This window comes from Bacillus sp. FSL H8-0492 (assembly GCF_038006145.1).
Taxonomy (GTDB): domain Bacteria; phylum Bacillota; class Bacilli; order Bacillales; family Bacillaceae_G; genus Bacillus_A; species Bacillus_A mycoides.
Genome location: NZ_JBBOUP010000001.1, coordinates 1,924,773 through 1,951,703, shown reverse-complemented (window position 1 = coordinate 1,951,703; position 26,931 = coordinate 1,924,773). Strand labels below are relative to the sequence as shown.

Sequence of the window (26,931 nt, the reverse complement as noted above, 5' to 3'; positions counted from 1 at the left end):
AATAACGAGGAGGATTACGATGGCATTAGAAATGAAAACAAACTGTCAAATTTGCGACCATTCCCTTCAACCTGATTCTGAAGCATACATATGCGTGTATGAATGTACATTTTGTGCACCATGTACAGAGGAAAGACAAAACGTTTGCCCAAATTGTGGCGGCGAGTTAGTACGTAGACCGAAGAAGAAATAGAAAAAAGCAAAGCGATATCGCTTTGCTTTTTTCTGTTTCTGGGGTATATAAAAATTCTACCAATCACAAATTAAACATTTAAAAACTTAACACAAACAGGCTCTGGTACAACAACATCAGATTGTAACAGTGTTAACTTCCCTGTCGTTTCATTTCTTGAAAATAGCACAAGATTATGTGACTTTTCATTTGTAGCAATAAGAAATTTTCCAGTAGGATCTAACACAAAGTCCCTCGGCCAATTTCCTTCTGTAGATGTATGTGCAACAAATGTAAGTTCACCTGAGTTTTGATTTACACTGAAAACAGCGATACTATTATACCCACGATTCGCCGCATATACAAAACGGCCATCAGAAGAAATATGAATAGCACTTCCTTGACTATTTCCATCAAATTCTTTTGGAACTGTAGAAATATACTGCAACTCTGTAAAGGATCCTTCTTCCGGATAATATGTTAACACAATGACTTCCGAACTAAGTTCAGTCATCACATAAGCGTACTTTCCATTTGGATGAAAAGCAATATGTCTCGGACCGCTTCCTGGGTTCACAGACAAGCTATTCACTTCTTTTAATGTACTATCTTTTATTCCATATGTAATTATTTTATCAATCCCTAAATCAACACCTACCACATATTTTTCATCAGGAGTATATCCCGCGTAATGTACATGTGGTTTTTCTTGTCTTTCTTTATTTGGACCTGAACCTTCATGTGCCATAATAGATGAAGCAGGATTTACAGTTCCATTTTCTTCATCTACTTCAAAAGACTCAATCGTTCCTTTATGGTAATTCGCTGTAACTACCGTTTGATTTCCACTATCCACACTAATATGACAAGGAGAAGCCCCTTCTACTACTTGTCTATTTTGTTCCTCTAGCTCTCCAGTATGACTATTAATCAAATAAGCAGCTACACCACCAGCTTCTCCTTCTTTTACAACAGAATAGAGATATTGATTATTTTTGCTGATCGTTACATATGTAGGGTTATCCAGCTTAGCCGCAAGTGTTACATTACTAACTTTTTGCGCTTCCGTATGTAAAGTAAAAGTATATATTCCTTCACTATTTTCTTTCGTGTAAGTTCCAACATATCCAATAAACTCTTTGTTATCCGTCATTTTCATAACCCTCTCCCTATAGTTTTTGTTCATCACACTTCTTACTAAGCAACCTAAAACTATTATTCATTGAAAGAATATCCTAAAAAATCGGAGTACCTCTTTATACGCTACCATATTTTTCTGCCAAATAGCCTCTAAACCCACTTTTTCTGAAAAGCTGCTATACTTTCATATTCTTCTTCCAAGTGACGGGCCAAACGAATATAGATCGGTGTTAAATCTTTATATTTCTCCACACTTTCCATGTTTGGCTCATGATAAAAATTGGCACCTACCATATTAGAAACTACATGTAATGTATCTACTTCACCTAAGCTATATAAACCGAGGATTGCCGCTCCTAGGCAAGAGCTTTCGAAACTTTCAGGAACGTATACGTCTTGATGAAAAATATCTGCCATCATCTGTCTCCAAAGTTCTGACCTTGCAAAACCACCTGTCGCTTGAATTTTTTTCGGTTCGCCAATTAGTTCTTTTAACGCAAGAAGAACTGTATACAAGTTATAAATGATTCCCTCTAAAACAGCACGTATAAGATGCTCTTTCTTATGATGTAGTCCAAGCCCAAAGAAAGATCCCCGCGCATTTGCATTCCATAAAGGAGCTCTTTCGCCTGCTAAATACGGATGAAATAATAAACCATCAGATCCAGGATTCACTTTTGCCGCTATTTCCGTAAGCACTTCATATGGATCTTTTCCTAAACGCTTCCCATGCTCAACTTCTAACGTACATAATTGGTCGCGAACCCACCTAAAAATCATACCACCATTATTAACCGGTCCACCAATTACCCAAAGGTCCTCAGTTAACGCATAACAAAAAGTCCTACCTTTCGGATCCGTTACAGGATGATTTGTGACAACTCGCACTGCACCGCTCGTACCAATTGTAATAGCAACTACTCCAGGTTCTATTGCATTTACACCTAAATTCGATAGTACCCCATCACTCGCACCGATTATAAAAGGAGTAGTAACAAGTACATTCATCTCTCTTGCAAGTTCTTCATTTATCCCTATTAAACTGTGCGTCGTTGGAACAACTGTAGATAGCTTTTTATCGGTAATTCCTGCGACACGAAGAGCTGCCTCATCCCATTTTAAAAATTTCAAATTGAACATTCCTGTTGCTGATGCAATAGAATAATCAATTACATATTCCTTAAATAACTTATAGAAAACATACTCTTTAATAGAGATGAATTTATAGCTTTTTGCAAACAACTCATCATGTTCATTCTTAAGCCAAACTAATTTCGAAAGTGGTGACATAGGATGGATTGGTGTTCCAGTACGAAGGTAAATTTCATGACCATTCATATCATTCTTTATTTTTTCTGCCCAGCTTGCGCTTCTATTATCTGCCCAAGTGATACATCTCGTTAACGGCTTCCCTGCTTCGTCTACAGCAATGACACTATGCATTGCCGAACTAAAAGAAACACAAAGAATATCAACTGGCTGCACATTACTTGATTGTATAGTTTCTTTAATCGTATGTATGACCGCTTGAAAAATCTCTTCTGGATCTTGTTCTGCTGTTTCTGGTGCGGGAGAATATAAAGGATATTCAATCCCATGACTTGCAATAACTGATCCATCAATCGAAAACAAAACTGATTTTGTACTAGTTGTCCCAATATCTACACCAATCATATATTTCGAGTTCACTATGTAACCCCTTTCAAATTATTCCTATAACAAAAGAGCACCATGATGTATACAAAAAAGACGCTCCCTTATGAGAGCTACGTTTTAATAAACTTCTCTCTCATAAGGAGGTCCTTTTCATAACTATAGTGCTATTTTGAAAAGTGAAATCTTCATTTCATTATAACTTAGGCGCTTTCGCCCAATCCGCAGCAAACTTTTCAATACCTTGATCTGTTAATGGGTGCATAGCAAGTTGTTCAATGACTTTATAAGGAATTGTTGCAATGTGAGCACCTGCCATCGCTACACGAGTGACATGGTCTGGGTGTCTGACAGAAGCCGCAATAATTTGTGTATCTAATTGATGAACATCGAATAATTCAGCAATTTTAGCAACTAATAATACGCCATCTTCAGAAATATCATCTAAGCGTCCTAAAAATGGAGAGACGTACGTTGCACCTGCTCGAGCAGCTAAAAGAGCTTGGTTCACAGTGAAAATAAGTGTAACGTTCGTTTTCACACCTTTTTCAGTAAGGTAGCGGCAAGCTTCTAATCCTGCTAGTGTCATCGGAAGTTTTATCGTGATGTTTTTATCACCACCGTTAATTTTAATTAGTTCTTCTGCTTGAGAGATCATTTCTTCAGCTGCAACAACATCTGGAGTTACTTCTGCCGAAACAGATTCAACGTTAGGTACTGCCTGACAAATTTCTGCAATACGGTCTTCAAACTTAATGCCCTCTTTCGCTACTAAAGAAGGATTCGTTGTAACGCCAGCTAAAACCCCTAGTTTATATGCCTTTTTTATGTCCTCAAGATTTGCAGTATCAATAAAAAACTTCATGATTCATTCCCTCCATTTTTTAAACGCTAACGAGTTATAATTTTAAAATTTTTATTTCTTTTCTACTGCATGTCCGCCAAATTCATTGCGCAGTGCTGCTACAACTTTTCCTGTAAATGTATCATTGTCTAATGAGCGGTAGCGCATTAATAGAGACATTGCGATAACAGGAGTTGCTGTTTGAAGGTCTAATGCTGTTTCTACTGTCCATTTTCCTTCACCAGAAGAATGCATAACGCCCTTAATTTCATCCAGTTTTGCATCTTTAGAAAATGCATTTTCAGTTAATTCCATTAACCATGAACGAATGACTGAACCGTTGTTCCATACTCTTGATACTTTTTCATAATCGTAGTCAAATTCACTCTTCTCTAAAACCTCAAATCCTTCACCAATGGCAGCCATCATTCCGTATTCAATTCCGTTGTGAATCATTTTTAAAAAGTGACCACTACCAGCTTTTCCTGCATATAAGAATCCATTTTCTACAGCTGTATCTCGGAAAATAGGTTCAACGATGTCCCAAGCTTCTTGATCTCCTCCGATCATGTAACAAGCACCATTACGAGCACCTTCCATTCCGCCAGAAGTTCCTGCATCCATAAAGTGAATGCCATCTGTCTTTAGTTGCTCATATCGGCGAATAGACTCTTTATAATGTGAATTCCCAGCTTCAATTAAAATATCTCCTTTTGATAACAGCGGTGTAACCTCATTAATAACAGAATCAACAACAGCGTGCGGAACCATAACCCATAGAATTCTTGGTGATTCTAATGATTGAACAAGTTCGTTTAAACTAGACGTACCTGTAGCCCCATACGCTTTCATTTCTTCCACTGCACTCGTATTTAAATCGAATGCAGCTACTTCATGTTTATGATCAATTAAATTCTTCCCTAAATTTAATCCCATTTTACCTAAACCAATTAATCCTACTCTCATAATACAATTCCTCCTTGAATTACCTTTCATCATAAATACATGTTAATAAAATGATGAATATCTTTTGTCATATTGCTTTACTTATAAGAATGTACTTATTTTTTCAATCCCTCATCTAACCACCATTTAAATTCACTTTCTTGTAATAGAGCATGAGCAGCATTCAGACCATACGAGCCAGACTCATATTCATGAAGAGGTAACAAGTTTTCTTCGAACGCTTCAAGGATTGGCTGCACCCATTCCCATGACAATTCAACCTCTCTCCAGTGTGCAAAGAATGTAGAATCTCCATATACAGCATCATAGATAAGCCTTTCGTAGGCTTCAGGTATTCCCACTCCTGTTTGCTCACAAGTAAAATGAATACGGATCGGTTCTAGCTCTCCATTGTTCAATGGATTTTTACTATTTAATTGGAGTGAAACATTTTCATTTGGGCTAATTTCAATGATTAACAAATTAGGCTCTGCATTTGGATTACTATCTTGATATTGCTGTTTTAATGTATTTTTAAACTCAATTACAATACGAGTAGACTTTTCTTTCATTCTTTTTCCTGTTCGTATGTAAAAAGGAACATCAGTCCAAAATGGGTTATCAATCCATAAGCGAGCCGCAACATATGTATCTGTTTGAGAAGAAGGATTTACTCCTGGTTCCTCTCTATACGCTACAACTTGTTGTCCTTTTATCTCCCCTGAAGCATACTGTCCGCGAATGATATGGTTCTGAACGTCTTCTTTTTTCACTTTACGAAGAGTTTCCATTACCTTTCGTTTTTCCTCACGAATTTCACATGCATTTATCTTTTCCGGCAGATTCATAGCAGTCATCATTAATATTTGCAACATATGATTTTGAACCATATCGCGAATGGCTCCTGCATGATCATAATATGCTGCCCTTTCTTCTACCCCAACCGTTTCACTAGCTGTTATTTGTACATTCGCTATATGTTCTTTATTCCAAATCGATTGGAGAACAGGATTTGCAAATTCAAGTGCTTCAATGTTTTGAATCATCGGTTTACCTAAATAATGATCAATACGGTATATTTCGTCTTCTTCAAACGTTCGACTAAGCTTATCATTCAGCTCTCGGGCAGATGTAAGATCATGACCAAACGGTTTCTCAATCATCAGGCGCTTCCATCCATCCGTTCCATCGAGTCCACTTTCCTTAATATTTAAAGCAATGGTCTCAAAGAAGTCAGGAGTAACTGAAAGGTAGAACATTCTATTCCCTTGTATATTTTGTTCTTCTTCCCTTTCACGAACTACTTGTAATAACCTTTTATAATCTTCTGGCTTATTCACATCTAACGGACAATAACGAAAATACTCTAAAAAATCTTCTATTTTCGGAGTACCTTCATCTTTGCGACGAGAAAAAGTGTCTATGGATTCTTTTACTCTTTTTTGAAAATCTAAATGAGATACTTCACGTCTTCCAAGCCCAATAACGGATATTGGCTTTGGAATCTTTTGATCTCTATATAAGTTATATAGCGCGGGGTAAATTTTTCTTTTAGCTAAATCTCCTGTTGCTCCAAATAAAACAAAGGTCATTGATTCCAATTTCAGTCCCCCTCGTGATGTATAGTCATTGTCACCTTAGTAAAAATGCATTGTACAGAAGCTACTATTATTTTTGATCCAACCTTACTTCTTAACTTCTAATTTTTTATATTTGTCGCTTTCTAATTGTCCCCAATATTAATAGTGGCAATTCAAAGCATTTTTACCACATGCTACTTACTTATTTTAACTTATATAAAATAACTTAATTACTTTTAGTAATTTAATTACGTTACGTCTATCATATTAACTACATAGATTATAATCGCCAAGAAAAGTGTCTCGAATTAAAAATTTTAATTCCGTAACATCTTATTAGAAATATGTTCATGAACTGAATAATAAAAAGGCAAGACCGAACATATTCTTGTTCGATTTTGCCTTTTTACTATTGTTTCAAATGATTTTTAACTGCCCTTATAACTAATTCATGATCCTCTTCTGGTGGTAATCCTGAAACTGTTATCATTCCAATAACTCCTACATCTTTTATTTGGACAGGAACACAGCCACCAAACGCAGCATAATCCGACCTATCTAAAAGATACTTTTCATTATATGGAACGCCCGTTATTTCACTTTGTATCTGCATATAATACGAGCTATGATTATGCAAAGAAACAACTCGTTTTTTACGCTCAATCCATTGCGTATTTTCCGCAGTTGTCCCTGTCATCTTGAAATGAAATAGTTGCACACCATTTTTCGCTATATCAACAGCAATCAATTTCCCTTCTTGCCTCGCCGTTTCAACGATAAATAAACCTATTTGCAGTGCATCTTCATTTGTAAAAGAGGAAAATTGAAGTGTTTCCTCCTCTATTAAAATTTGCTTACTTATTTCATTCAAATTTGAAGCGCTCATATGTTTATCCCCCTTACTCACTTTATGCCACATTGATATTTTTGAATTTCTGTGACTCTATCGTACGGCCTTTCCATATAACTAATACCGTAAAGCGTATTCTTTTCTTCTTGGTGCTATTATGAATTATATTTAACGCCTTAAAAAAGTATGTCCTTTCGTACTAAACATCTCGTATAGAAGTTTTCTTCCGGATATTTCTTACAAGCATAAAAAAACCAGTTACTTAGGCAACTGGTTCGCTAACAATTTCATATGGGATATCCATTCAACCAAACTAATGCTTGTTCATAATCATCAAAAAATTTCACAGATTCTTTTGTATTGGACTGTTGTAAATAATTCAGTATCTCCCCTTCTTCAAGGAGAAAAGCAATTGCCTTACTGTGATTCAAAATCGTTTCATTGAAAAACTTATCTTTCCATGCTTTTTGAACAGAAAAATGATCTGGCGTGTACCCTTTTCTATCTACCAGCAATTTGTATTTCCGACCCTCGGAAATGAATTGCTGACAAACCTGCTCGAAGCCATTAAACCATTCATAAACATCATCTGTTTTAATCTTGCCAATAAGATGGGTAACAATTATATCTCCTGAAACTGTTGTGTTTATATTCAGCTTACTCAACTTGGAATCATCTCCCTTAGTTACAATTATGCGGAAATATCTCATAAAATCAATAAGATAAAATTGTTACGCATTAAAAAAGGACAAACTCTCCAAACGGAGAAGTCTGTCCCAAAATCGTTCTATTTTATTTTGCATTAGAACTAACAATCGTGAATTAGAATAATGATTTAATACTTGCTAAAACAGTAAGTACACCTACAATAATAACAAATACATTGCTCATTTTCCCTTTGTATTTAGCTAGTACTGGTACTTTACTAATCGCATACATCGGTAATAGACATAAGATAGCAGCAACTAATGGACCGCTTAGAGAATCAATAAGTCCAAGAATACTTGGATTTGTATAAGCAACAAACCAGCATGACAATACAACAAAAGTAAGGACGATTGTCTTAATTGTTTTTTCTTCAATAACTTTCCCACGTGATTTACCGAACTTAATAATCATGTCACGCATTACTTCAAATGCTCCGATATAATGGCCAAGGAAAGACTTTGTAATAGTCACAAAAGCAATGATAGGAGCTGCAATAGTGATTACAGGCGAATTAAGCTCATTAGCAAGATATGAAAGGATCGATAAGTTCTGCTCTTTTGCCATTTTAAGATCCTCTGGAGTCAAACTCAATGTACTGCTCCAGACGAAGAACATAACAACCACGAATGTCATGATATAACAAACCTTTTGTATTTGTGCACATTTGGCATCAGTAGCTTCTATTCCATACGTAGCCCTCTGTTTCACAACGAATGATGAAATCATAGGTGAATGATTAAATGAGAATACGATGATTGGTAGTATCATCAATATCGTTCCAAAATATCCTGTTCCTGTTGAAGCAGTAGAAACACTTGAAAAACTAAGCATTGACGTATTCCACTGCGGGATCAAAGATATTGCGATAAAAAGTAAAGAAGCTATGAAAGGATACACTAGCATACTCATGATCTTTACAGTAATATCTTGACCAAAATTTAGTATAGCGATAAGACCAAGCACTAATACAAGCGATAAAATGGCCCTTGGAGGCTCCGGCATGTGCAATTGATGCACGATAAAACTACTTGCAGTATTTGTAAGCGCAACCGAATACATTAGCACGATTGTATAAATTGAACCGAAATATACGATGTTAAAAATGATACTTGCTTTATTTCCGAAATACTCTCTAATTGTACCTGTGATCCCCTCATCAGCAGAATTAGAAGCGTATATCATTTTAGCAAGTGCCCTATGTGAGTAATACATAACTGGATATGCAAGCAATGTAATTAGTAGTAATGATAATAAACCACCTGAACCTGCATTAATCGGTAAAAAGAGCACCCCTGCTCCAATTGCAGTTCCAAATAGGCTCAATGCCCATGTAGTATCCTGCTTATGCCACTTTTTCGGATCTGCATATTGCTCATTTTCTAGTGCGATATTTTCAGCTTGAACTTCTATTTTCTTTGCAGTATTCCCGTTCATATAATAACTCCCCCTTGTATCCTATTCTTGCGTATCTCTTTATAGCTAACGAACATTCCCTTTTTTCGGAAAATAAATTCCTTACAAGTTGCCCCACATTGTATGTCCTTCATCATAATGAATCCAAATTGAAACATTCGCTAGTTAGCGTCCTAACATAAATGTTAGCGTTCACAAAAAAGTTTACTCGTACTATCCGCTCTTTATATAAAGACCGCTTAAGAGAACAATATTGAATAGACTTCATAAATACGTTGCAACATTTCTAATAACAGTGTGTTACTTTAATGGTTTCTCTTACTTACTTGTAACAGTAATTTTAGATAAACCGGCCTCTCTTCATTTATGAGGCATTTCTTTCTCAATTCTATACATCACTTTCATAACTTCGGCAGCATTTATGGTATTGATTACACAAGCCACTGAAGCACTTTACATACATTTCGCCTCTAATCACACGCCTTTCTTTCAATTAATCGCATTTTTTATATTTTCTCCAGAGATCATAAAATTTCTCTCGACGCCCTCATTATAACGTGTATATTTATAAAATTAATATTTTTATATTTCCAGAAATATTTAATGGATATAATTTTACATGGATAATAATTTACAGTTAGCATGCAACCCTTGTTCCTATCGCTTATAACGGAATTAATCAGCAAAAAACACAGTAAAATATTGTTTATTCAAGCTACTCATTTTAAAAATATTTATATTCTTCTTTATCTAAAAATTTTATTTTGACTTAAAAAAAATATTCTAATAAATAATTAACGTGGTTAAAAAGAAATTTCTTTTTAAATACATAAACCAATTTTTAGGTTATATATTATCAATATTGCATTCATATACATTTTTAGGAAAATACATATTTTAACTTGATGACAATAAGAGAACCGCTAACATTTTGCAAAAATCTTCGCTAAACGAAAAAATAAAATAAGCTGCCCATATGGACAGCTTATTTACATCATTATCATTGTTAGGAGTGGGCAAACGAATCACTTCAATGTCATCTTAATTTTAGTTTTTTCAACTCTTCTTCAGGGATATTTCTATGTTTGTATTGAATGGGTTTTATTTCATTTCCTTTTAGATGATATTATTGCTTATTGCACGATCCAACCTATTAAAAACGAATAATGTAATCTTTAAAACCCCTCATTAACTAGCTCTTTTATCAAGTTTAATTTTGCAGAGAGCTCAATAAACCATTCTTCATCCCCTGTTAATAATGCAAGGTCTATAAGATAAAGGATTTGCTCCTTATTTATTACCTTTGATTCAGGGAGTTTGTTAACATGTTTACTAAAGAGTAAAATCGCTTCGTTCATTGTGTACTTGTCGTCACGTTTCACAATGCTAACTGTAACTACACCTTCCACTTCATCAAGTGATACAATGTAACCAACTATGAATTCACCCTCATTTGATATTCCACGAACCCAATCTCCCACTTTTAAAACATGATTATTATTTGACATCATACTTTTTCACCTGCTTATAAATATTTTTTGTAACGATAAAAAAGATATAAAAACCAATTTAAACTGTAATGTTTTTTATTACATTTATTTTTTAAGAACTCACGGCTACATAATAATTAAGCCGCTTAACGTTCTTGATTAATAAGATCAACAACTTCTTTCATTGTATAATTCTTTAAATATTCACCTAGATGTTCTTCCGCACCTAAGAAAATAGCAAAAAGAACTTTCCGCATGTTCGAACCTACAATACACTGATCATTTGATTCTGGACACTTCGGCTGCAATGCCCCTTCAGAGGTTATTTGATACATATTCCAAAGATTAATTTCACTTAAATCACGGGCAAAAATAAAACCTCCACCCGTTCCCTCTTTTGATTGTATAAACTTATGTTTTTTTAACAAACTTAGCACTTTGCGAATGCGTACTGGATGAACACCTGCACTTTCGGAAATAGCATTACTTGTTGACATCCGATCTGGCTGTAAAGCTAAATAAGTTAAACTGTGAATGGCCAAGGTAAAGTCGCTGTTCATTGTTGTCCTCCTACGATAAAAAATATGATTTCTCGTTTAGTAACATACTGTAGCCATAAATATTACAGATAGGTTAGTCAAACGTTAAAATATATAAGAAGCATGCTTAGCATGAAAAAATAAATTCCTTTATATTCTATCAGAACTCCCCTATATCTCCTAACTTCATTTAGCTTTTTAAGTTGCAAATAAATTTAAACAGTCCACTGTTTCTTAACTTGTTCTTCTGCCAATTGTTTAATTTTTGTCCAAATCGTATCTTTACTCACAATAACATTTGTGTGATAGTTTCTATCTTTATAATTAACTGTAACACATACTTCAATCACTTCTGTTTCCTCCTTTCAAAATATTACTTATTAATTAGCCATTTTTTGCAATTCTATATTCAAAAATGTTCGAACGCTACGCGGTAAAAATTTGCGAATTTCTTCCTCATTAAAACCAACCTGTAATCTTTTTTCATCCAGCATAATTGGACGACGTAACATTTGAGGATACTCAATTATTAATTTATAAAACTCATTAAGCGAAAGCGCCTCAATATTTATATTTAATTCCTGAAAAGTTTTAGATCTAGTTGAAATAATTTCAGTAGCACCATCTTCAGTTAAACGAAGAATGGATTTAAGTTCATCGACTGTAAGAGAATTTGATACGATATTTTTTTCGGTATAATCAATTTGATGTTCTTCAAGCCATGCTTTTGCTTTTCGGCATGAACTACAGCTTGCTGTCGTATATAAAATCACCATATTTTACACACTCCTTTACTTTTTAAATTATTATATAGATTATTGAAATGTATTAAAAAAAATTACAGTTCAGAATGAAATACACGTTATATTATTCATTCGAGAATATTTAATTTATCTGTTTTTCACAAAAAATAGCAACTCACTTCTAAAAACTATACTGTAATTTTAAACTTTACAGTTCAATTAATCAACTGTTAAGTCTTGGATACATTCCATTAGCGGAACAAATCATTTTCTTTTGTACGAATGTCTCATAGTGTTACGGCTAACCACCTCTTTAAAGTACATTTTATCCCGCTATTTGAGTTCACCGCCTCAAAATTTGGCAAGAGCAAAAAAGTTAGGTCGAAGTCGGGCTCCCCTTAATAACCCAATTGGTAAGGTCTAATTATATTTCACTTTATTCATTTCATTCTTACATGTGCTACTATGAAACATAATTAGCATAATAAAAGCTACTGCATTGTAGGAGGAAATACGCGAACAAAAAAGCAAAGCGCCCACGCTTTGCTTCCTACAAAATCCCTTTTAACTTTTCACAAATTAACTTCGCTAAATATTCATAACCTTGTGGTCCGAAGTGTAAACCGTCCTTTTCATCATCTTCTACAAATCTCTTATAATCCTTTTCTTGAATCATTTCAGCGTACAAATTTAGAAAATGACTTCCTGTTTCTTTCGCCACTTCCTCAACCACATTTGCATATTGACCGAGTACTTCATTCGTTCTATTATGTTGCCTTGCTTCATCAACTGGTGCAGGACTAATAAGTAATACTTTTTCTGATGAAATCGCACTTACAATTTTCTCTAAATTTTCTTTGTAAGATTGTAATGGCACTGGATCAAATAACACCGAATCATTCGTACCAAGAAAAACTGTTACAAAGTCTGGTTTATGTGATAGTACATCATCTTCAACCCTATGTAACGCATCGAACGTATTATCGCCCGGCCCCCCCGCATTTACCACCTTCCAATTTTGAAACATCTCTTGCAGACGCGGTGTTAACCTTGGCGTTCCATCAAAAAACGTTTCATCAGCTGTAATACTATCACCGAAGCATACTAACGTTTTCATAGAGCTAATTCTCCTTTCACGTACGAAATAACTTTCCTTCTACCGCCTTAATATATCTTTCAGCAGAACGTTCCACTGCCTCATTTGCATTCTCTTTCACTACTCCGTGAAAAGCATTATATAAACGATTAAACTGTAATGGCTTCACTCGATTCGCCATTTCCTCCACTTTTCTCGCTGGCAATGGAATTAAGTTTGGATAGCTGTACATGAAACTCACCCACTGCTGATCCGCTACGACTTGAATAATATCACCTGTTAATAAAATACCTTTCCCATCATTTCCTTCTTCCCAATGTAATACAGAACCGCCGCTAAAATGTCCTCCGAGACGATGAATAGTAATTCCGTCCGCTAATTGTAAAGACTCACCAGACCAATAAATAATACGACTACTCGGGCGTACTACCCACTCTTTATCGTCTTCATGTATATAAATTGGTACATCAAACGTTTCTGCCCATTCTACTTGTATCGAATAATAATGAGGATGAGATAGTGCAATCGCATCTAACCCGCCCCACTCTTTTATCTTCCCAATTGTCGTTTCATCTAAATAAGTAATACAATCCCATAATAAACGATAGGAATCTGTTTTTATGACAAATGCTGTTTGACCGATCGCAAATTTAGGTTTTGTCGTAATGCTATAAAGTCTATGCTCTTCTTCTATTATTTCATTTTTATATGTATCACTCGTTCGCAAGTTTTCTAAAGTCGTCCAAGACTGCCCTTTCGGATTCACATATTGTCTCTCCTCATCACAAATAACACAACTTACTGGTTCTTCCACACTCGCTGCATACTGTACGCCGCACGTTGTACAAACGAAATTTTTCATAATAATTCCCCCTATCCATATATTTTTATTAAGCTGATTTTTGTTGATAATGATTTATTTTTTTATTTTCAATTAATAAACCTATTAGAGTTAGTAAGTAGACAGCTGTAACTGACAATGGAATTAAAGTAAATCCATTGTCAGCAAAAAGAATCCCGCAAACTGACGTTACGAATACGGTCCCTACTGACAGTAAACCATAACTTTTACTTTCATAAATCCATACGTACGGTACAAAATGAACACCTATTAACATCGCTACTACAAAAGGTAACCACTCTGGAAATTGAAAATAGGCAAGTAACACAAACGGAATATTTAATACATTTATCCCGCCAATTACTCCTGCTAAAGTCCCGAGCGGATTTCCTTTCGCAAACATATCAATTTTTAATGTGGCAGCTATCATTAGGCCGCAAGGAAACACACACCCCATACCAATTAAATACACCCACACAACTTGCTTTTCTGAAAGAAGAACACCCGTTATACTCGCTACAACCCAAAATAAAATACCAGCTATTATAACTGGAAATCCTTTTTTCGTTCTTTGTGCTAAATCTCGTTTTGCTTCTGCTATGTTCATTTCACTATCTCCCCCAAACTATTTGTACTATAAAGCCGGATCAATTTCGTTCATCCAATAACGCCAAGCTACTAAGTAATCTTCTAAATCTTTCGGGTGGTGTCTCAAACATGTTTCTATACACAAATATAAACCTATGACTATTTCCTCATATAAATCTCGTTCTTTTTTATGAAATATACATGGTTTTATCACATAACCAATCACTTCTTTTGTTAAATCTTACGGAGTTGAACAGAACGCGTAAATTAAATCATATAAAGGATCTCCTAAAATAGGTAACGGATCAATTACCCCATGTAACCTATTCTGCCGAAATATAAAATTATGAAATCCGAAATCACCATGTAATAAAAATGGCTGATTTACTCCGGCGTCCCTATTTGCTAGTTTAAGAACAATTCTATAATCTTCCTCACTTATGTAACGTCTTACATTTTCATAAGCTTCCATCACATTTGCCGTTAAAAATTCATTCCAAGATTGAACCGGACTTTCTTTCCATCCCCAGCCTTCTGCCCCTGAACCATTTTATACTTATTGATAACTTCTTTTACAAGTGTACGAAGCGTACTTCGTTTATATCCTTGTTTACACAAAGTATTACCTTCAAGGAAAGAATACACGAAATATGTATGTAAAGGTTCCTTATACAAAAGCTTTGAAAATAAACTATTCTCCTCATAAAATGAGAGGAAATTAGCTTCTTCACGTATTACTTCCGCTTCATTCAGCTTTACTACATATTTTTCCTCCAACAAGTATACAGTACTTGTCGTTCCTCTGTTCAACGCTTTTACGCTATTTGGATCATGTGAAATAACTTTCTCCTTAACTAGTTGTGCAGCAATTATTGAAATGTCCATTCTCTCACCCTTTAATTCCGAAGATTCTCCCAATTCAAAAGACAACTTTACTATTATTTGACAATCGCAAGAGAATCCCTTCTAACATCTTAATATTGCAGAAATTAATTTTCATTTTATCAAAACGGCTTCCTTCAAGATTTCATCATATAATTCATTCCATTTATAATGATACGCTGCACTCTCTTCTACTCTAACAAACATCCTTTTATCGGATTCATACTCACCGTCAAACTTATGCACTTCATTAATCTCCATCCGGTAGAACGGCTGATACCCTACTTTTGGATACGGACTATTTTCATTCCAATTTGGATTATCACTATGGTCAACGATAATATATCCAAATAAAGTACATTCTCCTTTTACATAACCTTCTTCCCACGCTTCTCTTTTAAAACATTCTTCTGGTAGTTCCCCTTCTTCTATATGCCCACCAGGAAAGTCCCAACCACGCTGCTCATGGTCTATCAGTAAAACCTTATTATTATGAAAACAAAAACCGTGAACACTCGTGATTCTTTCGTATTCTGGCAATATACAATCTTTTTTCCACGTTAACCTCACTTTTGATTCCCCATAATTTGCGCATATAGTTACCATTTCCCTCACTCCAAATGCTCTTCATTTAATCTAATAATCTCTATTGCACGATCTCTTTCTTTTAACTTACGAGCCAAACTTTCTACACCAAATACTTCTGTAAATGTGTGGCTTCCTACAATCAAATTGATGCCTTTAAATTTCGCATGTTGCACTGTATATAATGTTTTTTCTCCCGTTATGTACGTATCACAACCTTTTTCTAGCGCACGCTCAATAAGGTTTGTATTGTTTCCTGCACCTGTTAATATCGCAATCCGTTTTACTGGCCTGTCATGATTTTTCCAGCTCTTCACTTTCTCTTCCATTCTCTCTTCAAGTTTTTCAACTAAATTTGAAAACGGAATCGCTTCTTTATATTCTCCTATTCCCGGTAGCTCTTCTTCCTCATACGTGGAATATTCCAGTATTGTATCTATCCCAATTTCATTAAATAACGACGTACACGTGCCAAACTTTACAAAATCTAACGGCAAATGAATCCAAAAATGATTCATTTCATATTCTTTTAATTTCTCAATACAAGCCTCTTCCATACCGAATAGAAAACTCCACGGTGCATGATGTGTAACTATCATATCGACACCATTTCTATACGCTTCTTCAATTGTTTCTAGCGTCAAATTTGTCGTGTAACCTATTTTGTGAAATTCCTCTTTACTAATGTGAGTGAAGCCATACTCGTCATCACCGTATTTATTAAGATGCTCTTCAAAAAGTGATGTAATATGTTCTTTGAACTGCGTTATATTCATTTTCATTTCTCCTTTCATTTACTTTTATATTTCAAAAATAAGGAAATACTATTTAACGACGTTACATACATATAGGAGGACAATATGAAACCTGAATTTTTAAAAGCTATACATGAAGCGATTGGAAATGTTGAGCATATTCATATAGAAGAAAGTGGTGCAGATAGTTTAATTATTCATCACGATGATGCACAGCAATTAAAACAAGTTGCTGAAACGTTAGAAAACAATAATTTCCGCTCTACTATTAGAACAGCTGGGGATGCTTCGTATATTGAAGTGTTGAACAGGTAAGAAGAAGTCCAGTTTATATACTGGGCTTCATTCTTTTATATTGAAATTTCAAACTCTTTTACATACACCGCTGTTCCAGCAATATCAATTTGTAAGTTATCATTTTCTACATCTTTCGTTACATAAACCGTTACACGACCATCTTTATTTATTTCCTGTCCTTGCTCAACGATTAACTCCAATTCACGGTCAAAATCTTTCTCCAAATACGTCGCATAATACGCTCCCATTACCCATGAAGCTGTTCCTGTCACTGGATCTTCAATCATTCCAGAATAAGGTGATGAAAAATGACGACCGTGCATTTGCACCTGTTCATCATAAGTTTCTAGACAAACTGGATGGATAGAAGCCTTAGGTATTTCTTTTAATACCGATGGAAACGCCTCATTTTTAGGTTTCATTCTTTCACATGCATCTAGATTTTTAATCGGTACAATTACAGTCCAGTTCCCCGTACTTCCATATACAATTGGTACACTTGCATCTAAATCAGTTACTTCTAACCCGATACTATGAGCTAATTCTTCTTTTGAACCTGCAAAATCTTTAAACTGAGGTGCTGCCTGCCTCATTTTAATAAAGGTTTCTCCATTTTCATTTGCACCTATTTGTATTGGTAAAATACCTGCCTTCGTCTCAATCGTAAGGTTTGTTTTTTCTTCTAATAAACCTCTTTCACGCAAGGCATATATAGTTCCAACTGTCCCATGACCACATAAATCCATTTCAAACCCTGGTGTAAAATAGCGCATTCTTATATCTGCTACTTCTGAAGAAAGAACGAAAGATGTTTCGTTAAATCCAACTTTTTCAGCAATACGCTGCATGTCCTCTTCCGTTAATCCATCCGCCTCTAATACAATACCTGCTGGATTTCCCATATTTGGTTTATTCGTAAATGCGTCGTAATGAAATACGTTTATAGTCTTTATTTTTTATCCCCTTATTTGTTCGTTTCATTATTTTTATAATAAATAAGAAAATCTACCCACTTACCATTCCCCATAGAAAATGCCTCTCTCGTACATTCAAATGAAAAACCAGCTCTTTCTGCAAGACGAATAGATGGCTCATTATCGATATGTATATGTAATTCGATTCTATGAAATTGAAGGCCATTAAAAAATAACGGCAGCGCAGCTATTACACTTTCTGCTCCGTATCCATTTTTCCAATGTTGATTATGAATAGAGTAACCCATCATCGCCCATTGATAGTCCATACGTAAAATTTTTATAAGTTCTAGCTTTCCAATATTGGCGCCATCTTCTTTCTGAAAAATACCTAGAACGTACATTTCATCCCGTCTTGCCGCCTCATCAAATCCTCTTATCCATTCCGTAAACCATTCTTTCGTTGAAGACGACATGTCATGATAGCCATCATCGTATTTATATTGAGATGGTAACCTCTTATTGAATCCATCTAACCAACTTTCATAATCCTCTTTTTGAAATGGACGAATAATCAGTCTCTCTGTCTCTACTTGTAATAGTGGCAGCTTCATTTATATCTCTTCCTTTAATTGTTAATTGAATATTCTTTATTATCTTACACAAAATACAAAATCTAGTAAATCATTATGTTTTTTATAAACAAAAATCCAGTTATGCTTTTTACATAACTGGATTCTTCATTATTTAATAACCTTTTATTTCACAAGAAAAACATCCCTTAATTCCCTCTTCAACACTTTCCCTAAAGCGTTTTTCGGTAATTCGTCCATAAATACAACTTCTGGTATTTTATAGCTTGCTAGTTTTTCTTTACAATGCTGAATAATCTCTTCTTCTGTTAAAGACGTTTGAATGTCCTTTACAATGTAAGCTGTTGGAACCTCCCCCCAAAAGTCATTTGGAATCCCAACTACTGCAACTTCTAAAACGCCATTTATTTCATGAATTACATCTTCTACTTGATCTGGATATACGTTGTCACCACCGCGTACGATAACGTCTTTATATCTTCCCATAATATGTAGAAATCCATCATCATCTATCATACCGGCATCACCCATGTTAAACCAATTATCTTTTACTACCTTCTTTGTTGCCTCTTCATTATTCCAATATCCTTTAAACATGTACGGGCTTTTCACGTGAATCTCTCCAACTTCATTTGTTGTTAGCTCATCACCTGTTTCTGGATGAACAATTTTCAGCTCTACATGTTTCAAATTTTTCCCTACAGAAGACATTTTTTCTTTTCCCATATTTGGATGCCAAGAAGTTACTACCCAACCTTCTGTACTCCCATAACCTTGCACCATATAAATGCCTTTTTCCATATATTTTTGAATGAGTGTTTCTGGCACCTTTGTACCACCACTTTGCGCTACTTTAAAGGCCGAAATGTTGCGCTCTTTTTTATCTAATTCATCAAGCATGTAACTATAAACAGCTGGGAACGCAAGCATCGTAGTAATTTTCTCTTCTTCAATCTTATCCCAAATAAGAGTAGGATTCGAATCAGCTAAAAAGACCATCGTAACGCCATGATAAATACAATTTAAAATAGAAAGCACGCCACTCATATGAAACAATGGGTGCACTGATAAAAAGCGTTCACCTGCTGGAATTTCTCTTTGCCCCGCAATTTCAGTAAAATAATGGTGTAAGTTTTTATGACCAATTACACATGCTTTTGCCTGTCCAGTCGTTCCTGAAGTAAATAAGTAAATGGCATCATCATCTTCATGAACTTCCACATTCGGCTCTGTTATTGGCTGTTCCTTTAATTTTAATTCAAATGAGCCAAATCCTTCTTTTGTCGTCTCAATTACATAAGGAATTTCTTTAACTCCATTAATCTTTAATACAACTTCACTAAATTCATCATCAATAACTAATACTTTTAATCTCGCTTCTTTTACAATCGATTCTAATTCATAAGCAGTAAGCTGATGATTAAGCGGAATAAATACCGCTCCAATTTTTAAGCTTGCCATCATAACGCTTGGAAACGGATGATTATTTTTGCATAGAATTCCTATACGATCCCCTCTTTCCATACCGGTATGTAACAAATAATGTGCAAGCTGATTTACTCGTTCATTATACTGCTGAAACGAATACCTTTTCTCTCCACCGATAAGCGCTTCCAAATTTGGTGACTGCATTGCTCTTTTTTGTAATAATTGTCGCATCGTTCTCAAATAAAACTCCCCTTTATATGTGTTAGGGTTTTTATTTTACCAGATTAATTATTAATTTACTAAAGATTAAACTTAGTGAATTTAAATGAAGTGAATCTTTAGTCGATGTGAGGTGTTCATCCCCACTGATTATTAGTTCACACCTTACGGGCGGTTAATGCGGGATAAACAAAAATAGCCATCTACTTAACAAGTAAATGGCTATTTCTCCTTATATATTAGAAAACTCCTTATTCATCACATATTTCACATACTCAGGTGCACTTTTGTCAATCTCTTCATCACTGATTTCATATTCCGCACCATATAAATAAAATGATGGTATAAATTCCATTCCTGTATATAAGCTCGTAGCGTGGAATGGTTTCGTTAATTCATCCATTGTAATTCCGCTATTTTTATAGTCTTTTTCTAACCCACCTATAGAAATAGCTACACCAAATTCTTTCCCCTTCACTTTATCCCCTTTTGATCCGTAGGCAAATCCATATGTTAATACATCATCGAACCATTTTTTTAATAATGGTGGTGAACTGTACCAATAAAGCGGAAATTGAAATATATATCTGTCATGTTCTACTAATAGCTTTTGCTCTTCTTCAATATTAAACTCCCAATTTGGTGCCGCTTTATATAATTCATGCACCGTTATTTCATCCGAATGTTTCTCAAGTTCTTCGATCCATCTTTTATTGATTTTTGATTTTTCAATATCAGGGTGTGCTACAATTACAAGTGTTCTCATCATCTTCCATCCCCTTTTTAAATTATTCAATCCTTTACGTATTAGTATGAGTGAGTCACATATAATTGAAAAGTACGTACTTTAAAGTGCTATAGGAACCTTAAAGTACCTTTGGAGGTGTTATATGAATCAAAATGATAATTGCCCAATCGCAACGACACTCGACGTGATCGGTGGAAAATGGAAAATTCATATTTTATGTGTTTTGGCGGATGGAAAAATGCGAACAAATGAAATAAAACGAGAAATTCCAAACATTACACAAAAAGTTCTCACACAGCAACTTCGGCAACTTGAGGCTGATGGGATTATCCATCGTACTGTATATCAAGAAGTACCACCAAAGGTTGAGTACACAATAAGCGAACATGGAAAATCTTTAATGCAAATTATGGATGAACTATTTGAATGGGGAAAAGACCATCAAATGAAAAGATTACATGACTAGAAAAGTACTATAAATTTTGTTTAATCCTCTACGTTCATATTTCGTGTTTTTATAAAGTTTATTTTTATTTTCTTTAGGCTAACTTGTTTTCTTAGATTGATGGACGTGACCCCACATCCATCAATCTAAAAAGATATAATTAGAAAAATGAAATTCCTATAAAGTTTCGCGTATAAACACTGCTCCCCCTCATTAAACGCTCGCCCTATTTTTTCGAATTTCAATTGTATGTAAGCTATAAAGGAGCACCCCTAAACTGAGAATTTTTTCATTATTAGACGCATTAGAACCTAATGTAATAGTAGGTACATTTAAGCCCATGAACCTTTCACTCCATTCTATAGGCATATATCCTTGCTTACCGATTGCTAATATACGCCCATCTATTGTACTAAGAGTACTTTGAATAAAATCAAACTCTACTTCTATATCGTACAATTTTGTAGCCTTATCAGTCAGCAAAGTACCACGTATCATAGTAAATCCTTGTATCATTTTTTCTTTAAACATACCAATCTGATTATAATTCGAATCATAGATTACCCAATCATATCCGTCCACTTCAGTATGAAAATATGCTAGAATTTTCCCGCTACTCGTTTCTAATGCATATACATCTTTATTATGTAAAAAAGGTATTACTGAAAAAAGAATGTTAGATGAAACTATCTTTGTTCCTGCAACATATCCGCCATCAGGATGATATAAACCATATTGCTTGTTCCGCTTAGGTAATTCTAATACGACAAAAGTCTCCACATCCCAAAACGTCATATTACTTTTCACCGTATTCTTTTGTATCAAATTCCCTTTTCTTAACTGCCAAAATCCAATTCCAAAAAAGATAGAAGAAGCGATAACAAAAAAGATAATCTGCCCCCAATTAATATATCCCCAATCGTCATATACAGTGCATAAAGCGAGAATAAAAATACCCGCTCCAATTAACAGCTTAAACTTCCCTTTTCGCTTATAGTAATCAAATAATTCCATTTCTATATCTTCACCCCTTACTTCTGTTCTCTAACTATTAATATATCAAAAACATAGAATGCTCTCTATCCAAAAGTATGAGTTTCTCTACCTAGGTTATTTGTTACTCTTCATAATTATCAACTAAATAAATTTTATTGCTGTCAATTGAGTTTTCATAAAATTTGCACATAAAGAACAGATAACTTAGCGAACATAAAAGCCTTTTACCAACAAACTAAGATGAAATGTTATAATATATGTAAAAGTCAATTTTTTTTGAAATTACGTAAAGTGATGTTCAAGATTATTAGTATGTTAGAAATTCCAAATAATTATAACGTAACCCGTTCAAATATTAATAGAGGTGAAATCATTGAAGAATCAATATATAGAAACACTTGTCGAAATCATGTTAAAGCATATACCCAATACAGCTGAAAAATCGATGTTATTTGCATTTTACAATGGGGTTGTCACGACGTATAGTTACTTTCATTATGAATCTATGGAAGTATTTGAACATGGCTCAGAAGGGCTTCCATCTAATGAAATTATGGACAATATTCAAAGAGTACGTCATACTGGGGAATCAAACTGGACTGCATTTGTTTTAACTGTCAAAACAAATGGTTTATATGAAGTTGATTATTATGATGATTTAAATCCTACTTTAGAGTGCAGTTCTGCACTACTTTTGCTTGCATACAGCCATTATCATATTGAACCAACCTCTGATTTTGGTAAATCACAACTACAAAGCGCTATTAAAGCAGAAAGTTTTAAGAAAACGTTAAACTACGCGTGTATGAGGAATGACATAGAAACAGTTAAAGAAAAGTTAGTAAACATTAAATTATCTGCATTAAATAAAAAAGGACCTGATAGAAAAACGCCACTTCACATTGCTTGTTTAAATGACAACATTGATATAGTTACATTACTAGTGGAAGCAGGAGCAAATCTGAAGATTAAATATCATGGAGAAACACCTTTTTCCCTAGCATGCGGAAAAGGTAACGTAGAAATTATTAAATACTTAATTTCTAGAGGTGAAAATGCAAATGAAATAATGGTCGGAAAAGTCACTCCTCTTCATTTAATTAGTAAGTCTGGTAATCAAGAAATTGTTCATTATATTTTAGAGCGTATTACAAATATAAATGCGGTGACAAGCAGAAAAAGTTCAGCTCTCCACTACGCAGTGGATGATAACAATCTTGAAGCAGCAAAGGTTTTAATAGACAACAGTATTGATATGGAATTACTAGAAGAATACAAAAGGAGTGCATTAAGTCTTGCTTGCGACCGCAATAAACCAGAGATGGTAGCGCTGTTGTTAGAAAATGGAGCTAATATCCATAGTACAGGACAAGGAAAGGTTACACCGTTACATAGTGCATGTGAACGAGGCTTTATTGAAGTGGTTCGAGTGTTACTACATCATCAACCGAACTTACATGCGAAAGCAACATTATACAGTATGCCAAAGAATCAAAAATTAATAGAAACCCCCATAGAAACGGCTAAACGCCTTGGATACGATGAGATAGTCGACCTTTTGAGTTCAAACTTATGAGAAAGAATGAAAACGAAAGCAACATTTTTATATTTTAGAGTTAATACCATATCACTATCAAACTAATAAAAAAGATACTCCTTAAAAGTAAAAAACGCTATTCTCTCTGTAAATACGTAGGAAAGAATAGCACTTTTTATTTTGAAATAGAAGTCAGCATTTAAACTAAACATGCTAATATTGATTTTGTGCGATTGTCAGTTACCTCATAATAAATTTCTAATCCTTTCCGAGTACCTGTAACGACTTTAGTAGCTTTTAGTTTAGATAAATGTTGACTAATTGTACTTTGAGGCATTTGTAATGTTTCATACATTGTCGTTACGTTAATAGGACCTTTTGCAAGCATTATTTTTACTAATGATAAACGGACAGGATGTGCTAGTACCTTCAATACTTCAGTGATTTCTTCATACATTTCTTTCATATTTTTTCTCCCCTTTTATATAAACATTAATGATATCCATATATATAATTCGAAAGGATATACGATTTTATGTCCGTCATTTTAAAAAAATGTTAAAAAATATCTTCAGATGGAAGGAATCTCCCCTCCGTTCAATATTCTATAGATTTTTCTTTCACTAAATATTATGTGGTAGGAGCTTTCCTTACTGAGACCCTCTGCCATTGTTCTCTTGCTGATGTCCATTATTCCCTTGGGACCCTCTGCCGTTGTTCCCTTGCTGATTCCCATTATTCCCTTGCGATTCTCTTCCGTTGTTCCCTTGACCATTCCCATTATTCCCTTGCGATTCTCTTCCGTTGTTTCCTTGACCATTCCCATTATTCCCTTGCGATTCTCTTCCGTTGTTCCCTTGACCATTTCCATTATTCCCTTGCGATTCTCTTCCGTTATTCTCTTGCTGATGCCCATTATTCCCTTGGGATCCTCTACCGTTGTTTTCTTGCTGGTGTCCATTATTTTCTTTTTGTGGACCTCTACCGTTGTTTTCTTGCTGGTGTCCATTATTTTCTTTTTGTGGACCTCTACCGTTGTTTTCTTGCTGATGTCCATTATTCCCTTGCGATTCTCTTCCGTTGTTCCCTTGCTGGTTTCCATTATTCCCTTGGGACCCTCTGCCTTTGTTTCCTTGCCCATTTCCATTATTTCCTTGTGACTCTCTTCCGTTGTTTCCTTGCCCATTTCCATTATTTCCTTGTGACCCTCTGCCTTTGTTTCCTTGCCCATTCCCATTATTTCCTTGTGATCCTCTTCCGTTGTTCTCTTGCTGATTCCCATTATTTTCTTTTATTTGCTTCGGTTGTTGTTCCTTAGATTGCTTTTGTTCTATATGCTCTTTCTTCTCGTTGCTTTCTTCTTTTACAGGAGATGACTTTTGTTGTTCTTGATTAGACGGAGGTGCAGGTGGAGTAAGCGATTTTTGCTTCTCATTCTCTTGTTTTATATAAACGCCCGTTCCAACCCCTGCTTTCTTGGCATCCTCCCGCATTTGCATCGTACTGCTTTGATATTCAACTGTAATATGTTTTATCTCATACTCTTTCTTTAATTCCTGCATAACCTTTTCCAACTGTGGTTCTAACGACTTGTCCTTTGTAACAGCTGTTAGCATAACTTGCTTATCATTCGTTAAGTACTTATCCCCTTGACTCTGCTTTATAATAGTACGTATTACGTCTTGCAGATGCTTATTTTCCCACCCTTTCATTTCTTTTAAAATACGCCTTCCATCATCATTACAAGCTCGCAAATCTATAACACGAAGATCCTTTGTTACGCTCACCTCTAAACTTGGATTTATATCAACTGAGACATAAGCAAATACTTTTTCTTCCGGTTGGTTGTAGAAAAACAGCAACACACATAGAAAACAAGTAACAAGTAATGATGCAAGCTTTAAGAAAGAAGGGATTGAAAAACGCGGTGCTCTTTGCTCTTGTTCGTTAAACGAGATTTCCTCTCCAATCATGTAAGAGTGTACTTTTCTTTTAAACGTAATAAACTCTCCATTTGGAGTTAAAACAACTACGTTATGTTTCTTTATATCCATCACAATTCCTTTATTCATCATGCTTCTCCCCTCTTATATAATCCAGAATATATGTATAGTTGTTTGCAAAGATAATACACATCGCAATAATGTATTTTCGATGTCGCTCCAACGTTTTACGACTTACCCTAACACGTGGTTCAATATGTTTAAGGGGTAACTTTTTCTTTCGGAACAGCTCTTCCATCATTTTCTCGTCTTTTATAATAATCTTTACAATTTCTATTAAGTGCTCACGCGTATCACGATGCTTAGGGGATTCCTTAGCAAGCTCTGAAAATGTGATTTTAAACTCAGCTAGCACACTTTGAAAATGAAGAATTTCCTCCTTACGGTTACTATTTTCCATCTCTTTCATATACTCCGTAAGCGATACTTGTATTTCTAATATTTCCTCTTGCTTATCTTCTTTTAAAAAGACAAGATTATGCTTAGACTCCTTGCGTATATAGTCAATTACATCTCTTTTTATAAGAAGATCAGCAAACGCTAGAAAAGATTTTCCTTTTTTATATGAATACTGTTCAATTGCTTCGTTAAACGCAAACAATCCAATACTATATTCATCATCCTGTTCTGTAATGTACCTGCGGCAGACAGACGAGATTGATTTTCTAATAAACGGCTGATACTGTACGATAAAAGCTTCCTTATCTCCTCCGTTGTTTTGTATGTTAAATACGATATCTTCTATTTTCGTTTTTTTTAAGATTTTCATTACTAAACTCAACACTAGTAATCTCCCTGCCTCCTTCTGCTTCAAATAGCAAAATGGCCACTAAACAAGTGACCATTTAACCACATTTTCTTAGTACTTTTCTTTGGGCTTGTCTTCTTGCTGGTGCTCATATTTTTCGAGGCCGACTTTTTATATGA

29 protein-coding genes and 1 pseudogene are annotated in these 26,931 nt (G+C 34.8%); 4 read left to right on the top strand and 26 right to left on the bottom strand.

Features of this window, described 5'->3' with window-relative positions; all coding sequences use genetic code 11:
• The first annotated feature begins 19 nt into the window (after nucleotides 1-19).
• Nucleotides 20-193, top strand: coding sequence for a DUF1272 domain-containing protein (locus tag MHH66_RS09935; protein ID WP_001162783.1), 174 nt, complete (start codon nucleotides 20-22; stop codon nucleotides 191-193).
• 70 nt (nucleotides 194-263) lie between these two features.
• Here the strand turns inward: MHH66_RS09935 and MHH66_RS09930 are convergent, their stop codons facing one another.
• The 18 genes and pseudogenes from MHH66_RS09930 to MHH66_RS09845 all read right to left on the bottom strand — a co-directional run bounded on the left by MHH66_RS09930 (nucleotide 264) and on the right by MHH66_RS09845 (nucleotide 16,845).
• Nucleotides 264-1,325, bottom strand: coding sequence for a lactonase family protein (locus MHH66_RS09930; protein WP_078185419.1), 1,062 nt, complete (start codon nucleotides 1,323-1,325; stop codon nucleotides 264-266).
• Nucleotides 1,326-1,462: 137 nt separating this feature from the next.
• A complete protein-coding gene (gene gntK / locus MHH66_RS09925; RefSeq protein WP_078185418.1) occupies nucleotides 1,463-3,004 on the bottom strand; it encodes a gluconokinase in 1,542 nt (513 codons plus the stop codon).
• A gap of 157 nt (nucleotides 3,005-3,161) precedes the next feature.
• A complete protein-coding gene (gene fsa / locus MHH66_RS09920; RefSeq protein ID WP_000667685.1) occupies nucleotides 3,162-3,830 on the bottom strand; it encodes a fructose-6-phosphate aldolase in 669 nt (222 codons plus the stop codon).
• A gap of 51 nt (nucleotides 3,831-3,881) precedes the next feature.
• Nucleotides 3,882-4,775, bottom strand: coding sequence for a phosphogluconate dehydrogenase (NAD(+)-dependent, decarboxylating) (gene gnd, locus MHH66_RS09915; RefSeq protein WP_002014034.1), 894 nt, complete (start codon nucleotides 4,773-4,775; stop codon nucleotides 3,882-3,884).
• A 95-nt stretch (nucleotides 4,776-4,870) separates the two neighbouring features.
• A complete protein-coding gene (zwf, locus tag MHH66_RS09910; protein ID WP_078185417.1) occupies nucleotides 4,871-6,355 on the bottom strand; it encodes a glucose-6-phosphate dehydrogenase in 1,485 nt (494 codons plus the stop codon).
• Nucleotides 6,356-6,743: 388 nt separating this feature from the next.
• Nucleotides 6,744-7,253 (bottom strand): heme-degrading domain-containing protein, encoded by a 510-nt coding sequence (locus tag MHH66_RS09905; RefSeq protein ID WP_002014036.1) that lies wholly within the window; start codon nucleotides 7,251-7,253, stop codon nucleotides 6,744-6,746.
• 218 nt (nucleotides 7,254-7,471) lie between these two features.
• Nucleotides 7,472-7,894, bottom strand: coding sequence for a SpoIIAA family protein (locus MHH66_RS09900; protein WP_078185416.1), 423 nt, complete (start codon nucleotides 7,892-7,894; stop codon nucleotides 7,472-7,474).
• A gap of 112 nt (nucleotides 7,895-8,006) precedes the next feature.
• On the bottom strand, nucleotides 8,007-9,326 hold the full coding sequence (locus MHH66_RS09895; RefSeq protein WP_078185415.1) for an aromatic amino acid transport family protein: 1,320 nt from the start codon (nucleotides 9,324-9,326) through the stop codon (nucleotides 8,007-8,009).
• 1,154 nt (nucleotides 9,327-10,480) lie between these two features.
• Nucleotides 10,481-10,816, bottom strand: a complete 336-nt coding sequence (locus MHH66_RS09890; protein ID WP_000987460.1) for an IDEAL domain-containing protein — start codon at nucleotides 10,814-10,816, stop codon at nucleotides 10,481-10,483.
• Nucleotides 10,817-10,941: 125 nt separating this feature from the next.
• Complete coding sequence (gene saiR / locus MHH66_RS09885; protein ID WP_001083471.1) at nucleotides 10,942-11,355, bottom strand: Rrf2-family transcriptional regulator SaiR; 414 nt, start codon at nucleotides 11,353-11,355, stop codon at nucleotides 10,942-10,944.
• 194 nt (nucleotides 11,356-11,549) lie between these two features.
• Nucleotides 11,550-11,684 (bottom strand): BA3454 family stress response protein, encoded by a 135-nt coding sequence (locus MHH66_RS09880; RefSeq protein WP_000573513.1) that lies wholly within the window; start codon nucleotides 11,682-11,684, stop codon nucleotides 11,550-11,552.
• 30 nt (nucleotides 11,685-11,714) lie between these two features.
• Entirely contained in the window at nucleotides 11,715-12,110 is a 396-nt protein-coding gene (spxA, locus tag MHH66_RS09875) for a transcriptional regulator SpxA (protein ID WP_000236196.1), read from the bottom strand.
• Nucleotides 12,111-12,627: 517 nt separating this feature from the next.
• Complete coding sequence (locus MHH66_RS09870; protein ID WP_063217492.1) at nucleotides 12,628-13,194, bottom strand: SGNH/GDSL hydrolase family protein; 567 nt, start codon at nucleotides 13,192-13,194, stop codon at nucleotides 12,628-12,630.
• Between the two features lie 16 nt (nucleotides 13,195-13,210).
• Nucleotides 13,211-14,035, bottom strand: a complete 825-nt coding sequence (locus MHH66_RS09865; RefSeq protein ID WP_002167930.1) for a hypothetical protein — start codon at nucleotides 14,033-14,035, stop codon at nucleotides 13,211-13,213.
• A gap of 28 nt (nucleotides 14,036-14,063) precedes the next feature.
• Complete coding sequence (locus MHH66_RS09860; RefSeq protein WP_078185414.1) at nucleotides 14,064-14,621, bottom strand: DUF7010 family protein; 558 nt, start codon at nucleotides 14,619-14,621, stop codon at nucleotides 14,064-14,066.
• Between the two features lie 27 nt (nucleotides 14,622-14,648).
• Nucleotides 14,649-15,487, bottom strand: a pseudogene (locus MHH66_RS09855) (phosphotransferase).
• Between the two features lie 111 nt (nucleotides 15,488-15,598).
• Complete coding sequence (locus tag MHH66_RS09850) at nucleotides 15,599-16,090, bottom strand: NUDIX hydrolase (RefSeq protein ID WP_002014049.1); 492 nt, start codon at nucleotides 16,088-16,090, stop codon at nucleotides 15,599-15,601.
• Between the two features lie 5 nt (nucleotides 16,091-16,095).
• Nucleotides 16,096-16,845: a Nif3-like dinuclear metal center hexameric protein gene (locus MHH66_RS09845; protein WP_002137368.1), complete on the bottom strand. Its 750-nt coding sequence runs from the start codon at nucleotides 16,843-16,845 to the stop codon at nucleotides 16,096-16,098.
• Nucleotides 16,846-16,929: 84 nt separating this feature from the next.
• Between MHH66_RS09845 and MHH66_RS09840 the strand changes: the two genes are divergently transcribed.
• Nucleotides 16,930-17,139 (top strand): hypothetical protein, encoded by a 210-nt coding sequence (locus MHH66_RS09840; RefSeq protein WP_002014052.1) that lies wholly within the window; start codon nucleotides 16,930-16,932, stop codon nucleotides 17,137-17,139.
• 35 nt (nucleotides 17,140-17,174) lie between these two features.
• Here MHH66_RS09840 and MHH66_RS09835 read toward each other — a convergent pair whose 3' ends face one another.
• From MHH66_RS09835 to MHH66_RS09820, 4 genes are all read right to left on the bottom strand, one after another.
• Nucleotides 17,175-18,074 carry a PhzF family phenazine biosynthesis protein gene (locus MHH66_RS09835; protein WP_078185413.1) on the bottom strand — a complete coding sequence of 300 codons (900 nt, stop codon included), beginning with the start codon at nucleotides 18,072-18,074 and terminating at the stop codon, nucleotides 17,175-17,177.
• An 11-nt stretch (nucleotides 18,075-18,085) separates the two neighbouring features.
• Nucleotides 18,086-18,649, bottom strand: coding sequence for a GNAT family N-acetyltransferase (locus MHH66_RS09830; RefSeq protein ID WP_002128332.1), 564 nt, complete (start codon nucleotides 18,647-18,649; stop codon nucleotides 18,086-18,088).
• A gap of 144 nt (nucleotides 18,650-18,793) precedes the next feature.
• Nucleotides 18,794-20,296 carry a class I adenylate-forming enzyme family protein gene (locus MHH66_RS09825; protein ID WP_078185412.1) on the bottom strand — a complete coding sequence of 501 codons (1,503 nt, stop codon included), beginning with the start codon at nucleotides 20,294-20,296 and terminating at the stop codon, nucleotides 18,794-18,796.
• 211 nt (nucleotides 20,297-20,507) lie between these two features.
• A complete protein-coding gene (locus MHH66_RS09820) occupies nucleotides 20,508-21,041 on the bottom strand; it encodes an NAD(P)H-dependent oxidoreductase (RefSeq protein WP_002128335.1) in 534 nt (177 codons plus the stop codon).
• 124 nt (nucleotides 21,042-21,165) lie between these two features.
• Between MHH66_RS09820 and MHH66_RS09815 the strand changes: the two genes are divergently transcribed.
• The gene (locus tag MHH66_RS09815; RefSeq protein ID WP_002167925.1) at nucleotides 21,166-21,489 is read left to right on the top strand and encodes a winged helix-turn-helix transcriptional regulator; all 324 of its coding nucleotides are present in this window, start codon (nucleotides 21,166-21,168) and stop codon (nucleotides 21,487-21,489) included.
• 192 nt (nucleotides 21,490-21,681) lie between these two features.
• On the opposite strand, the gene MHH66_RS09810 is transcribed toward MHH66_RS09815, so the two are convergent.
• Entirely contained in the window at nucleotides 21,682-22,482 is an 801-nt protein-coding gene (locus MHH66_RS09810; protein WP_063217496.1) for a hypothetical protein, read from the bottom strand.
• Between the two features lie 355 nt (nucleotides 22,483-22,837).
• Here MHH66_RS09810 and MHH66_RS09805 point away from each other — a divergent pair, with 355 nt between their 5' ends.
• Complete coding sequence (locus MHH66_RS09805) at nucleotides 22,838-24,040, top strand: ankyrin repeat domain-containing protein (RefSeq protein ID WP_002185311.1); 1,203 nt, start codon at nucleotides 22,838-22,840, stop codon at nucleotides 24,038-24,040.
• 160 nt (nucleotides 24,041-24,200) lie between these two features.
• Here the strand turns inward: MHH66_RS09805 and MHH66_RS09800 are convergent, their stop codons facing one another.
• The 3 genes from MHH66_RS09800 to sigI all read right to left on the bottom strand — a co-directional run bounded on the left by MHH66_RS09800 (nucleotide 24,201) and on the right by sigI (nucleotide 26,788).
• Nucleotides 24,201-24,467 carry an ArsR/SmtB family transcription factor gene (locus MHH66_RS09800; protein ID WP_002167922.1) on the bottom strand — a complete coding sequence of 89 codons (267 nt, stop codon included), beginning with the start codon at nucleotides 24,465-24,467 and terminating at the stop codon, nucleotides 24,201-24,203.
• Nucleotides 24,468-24,651: 184 nt separating this feature from the next.
• The gene (locus MHH66_RS09795) at nucleotides 24,652-26,073 is read right to left on the bottom strand and encodes an anti-sigma factor domain-containing protein (protein ID WP_078185452.1); all 1,422 of its coding nucleotides are present in this window, start codon (nucleotides 26,071-26,073) and stop codon (nucleotides 24,652-24,654) included.
• Nucleotides 26,066-26,788 (bottom strand): RNA polymerase sigma factor SigI, encoded by a 723-nt coding sequence (sigI, locus tag MHH66_RS09790; RefSeq protein WP_002128341.1) that lies wholly within the window; start codon nucleotides 26,786-26,788, stop codon nucleotides 26,066-26,068. Before sigI ends, MHH66_RS09795 begins: the two co-directional genes overlap by 8 nt.
• Nucleotides 26,789-26,931: the final 143 nt, after the last annotated feature.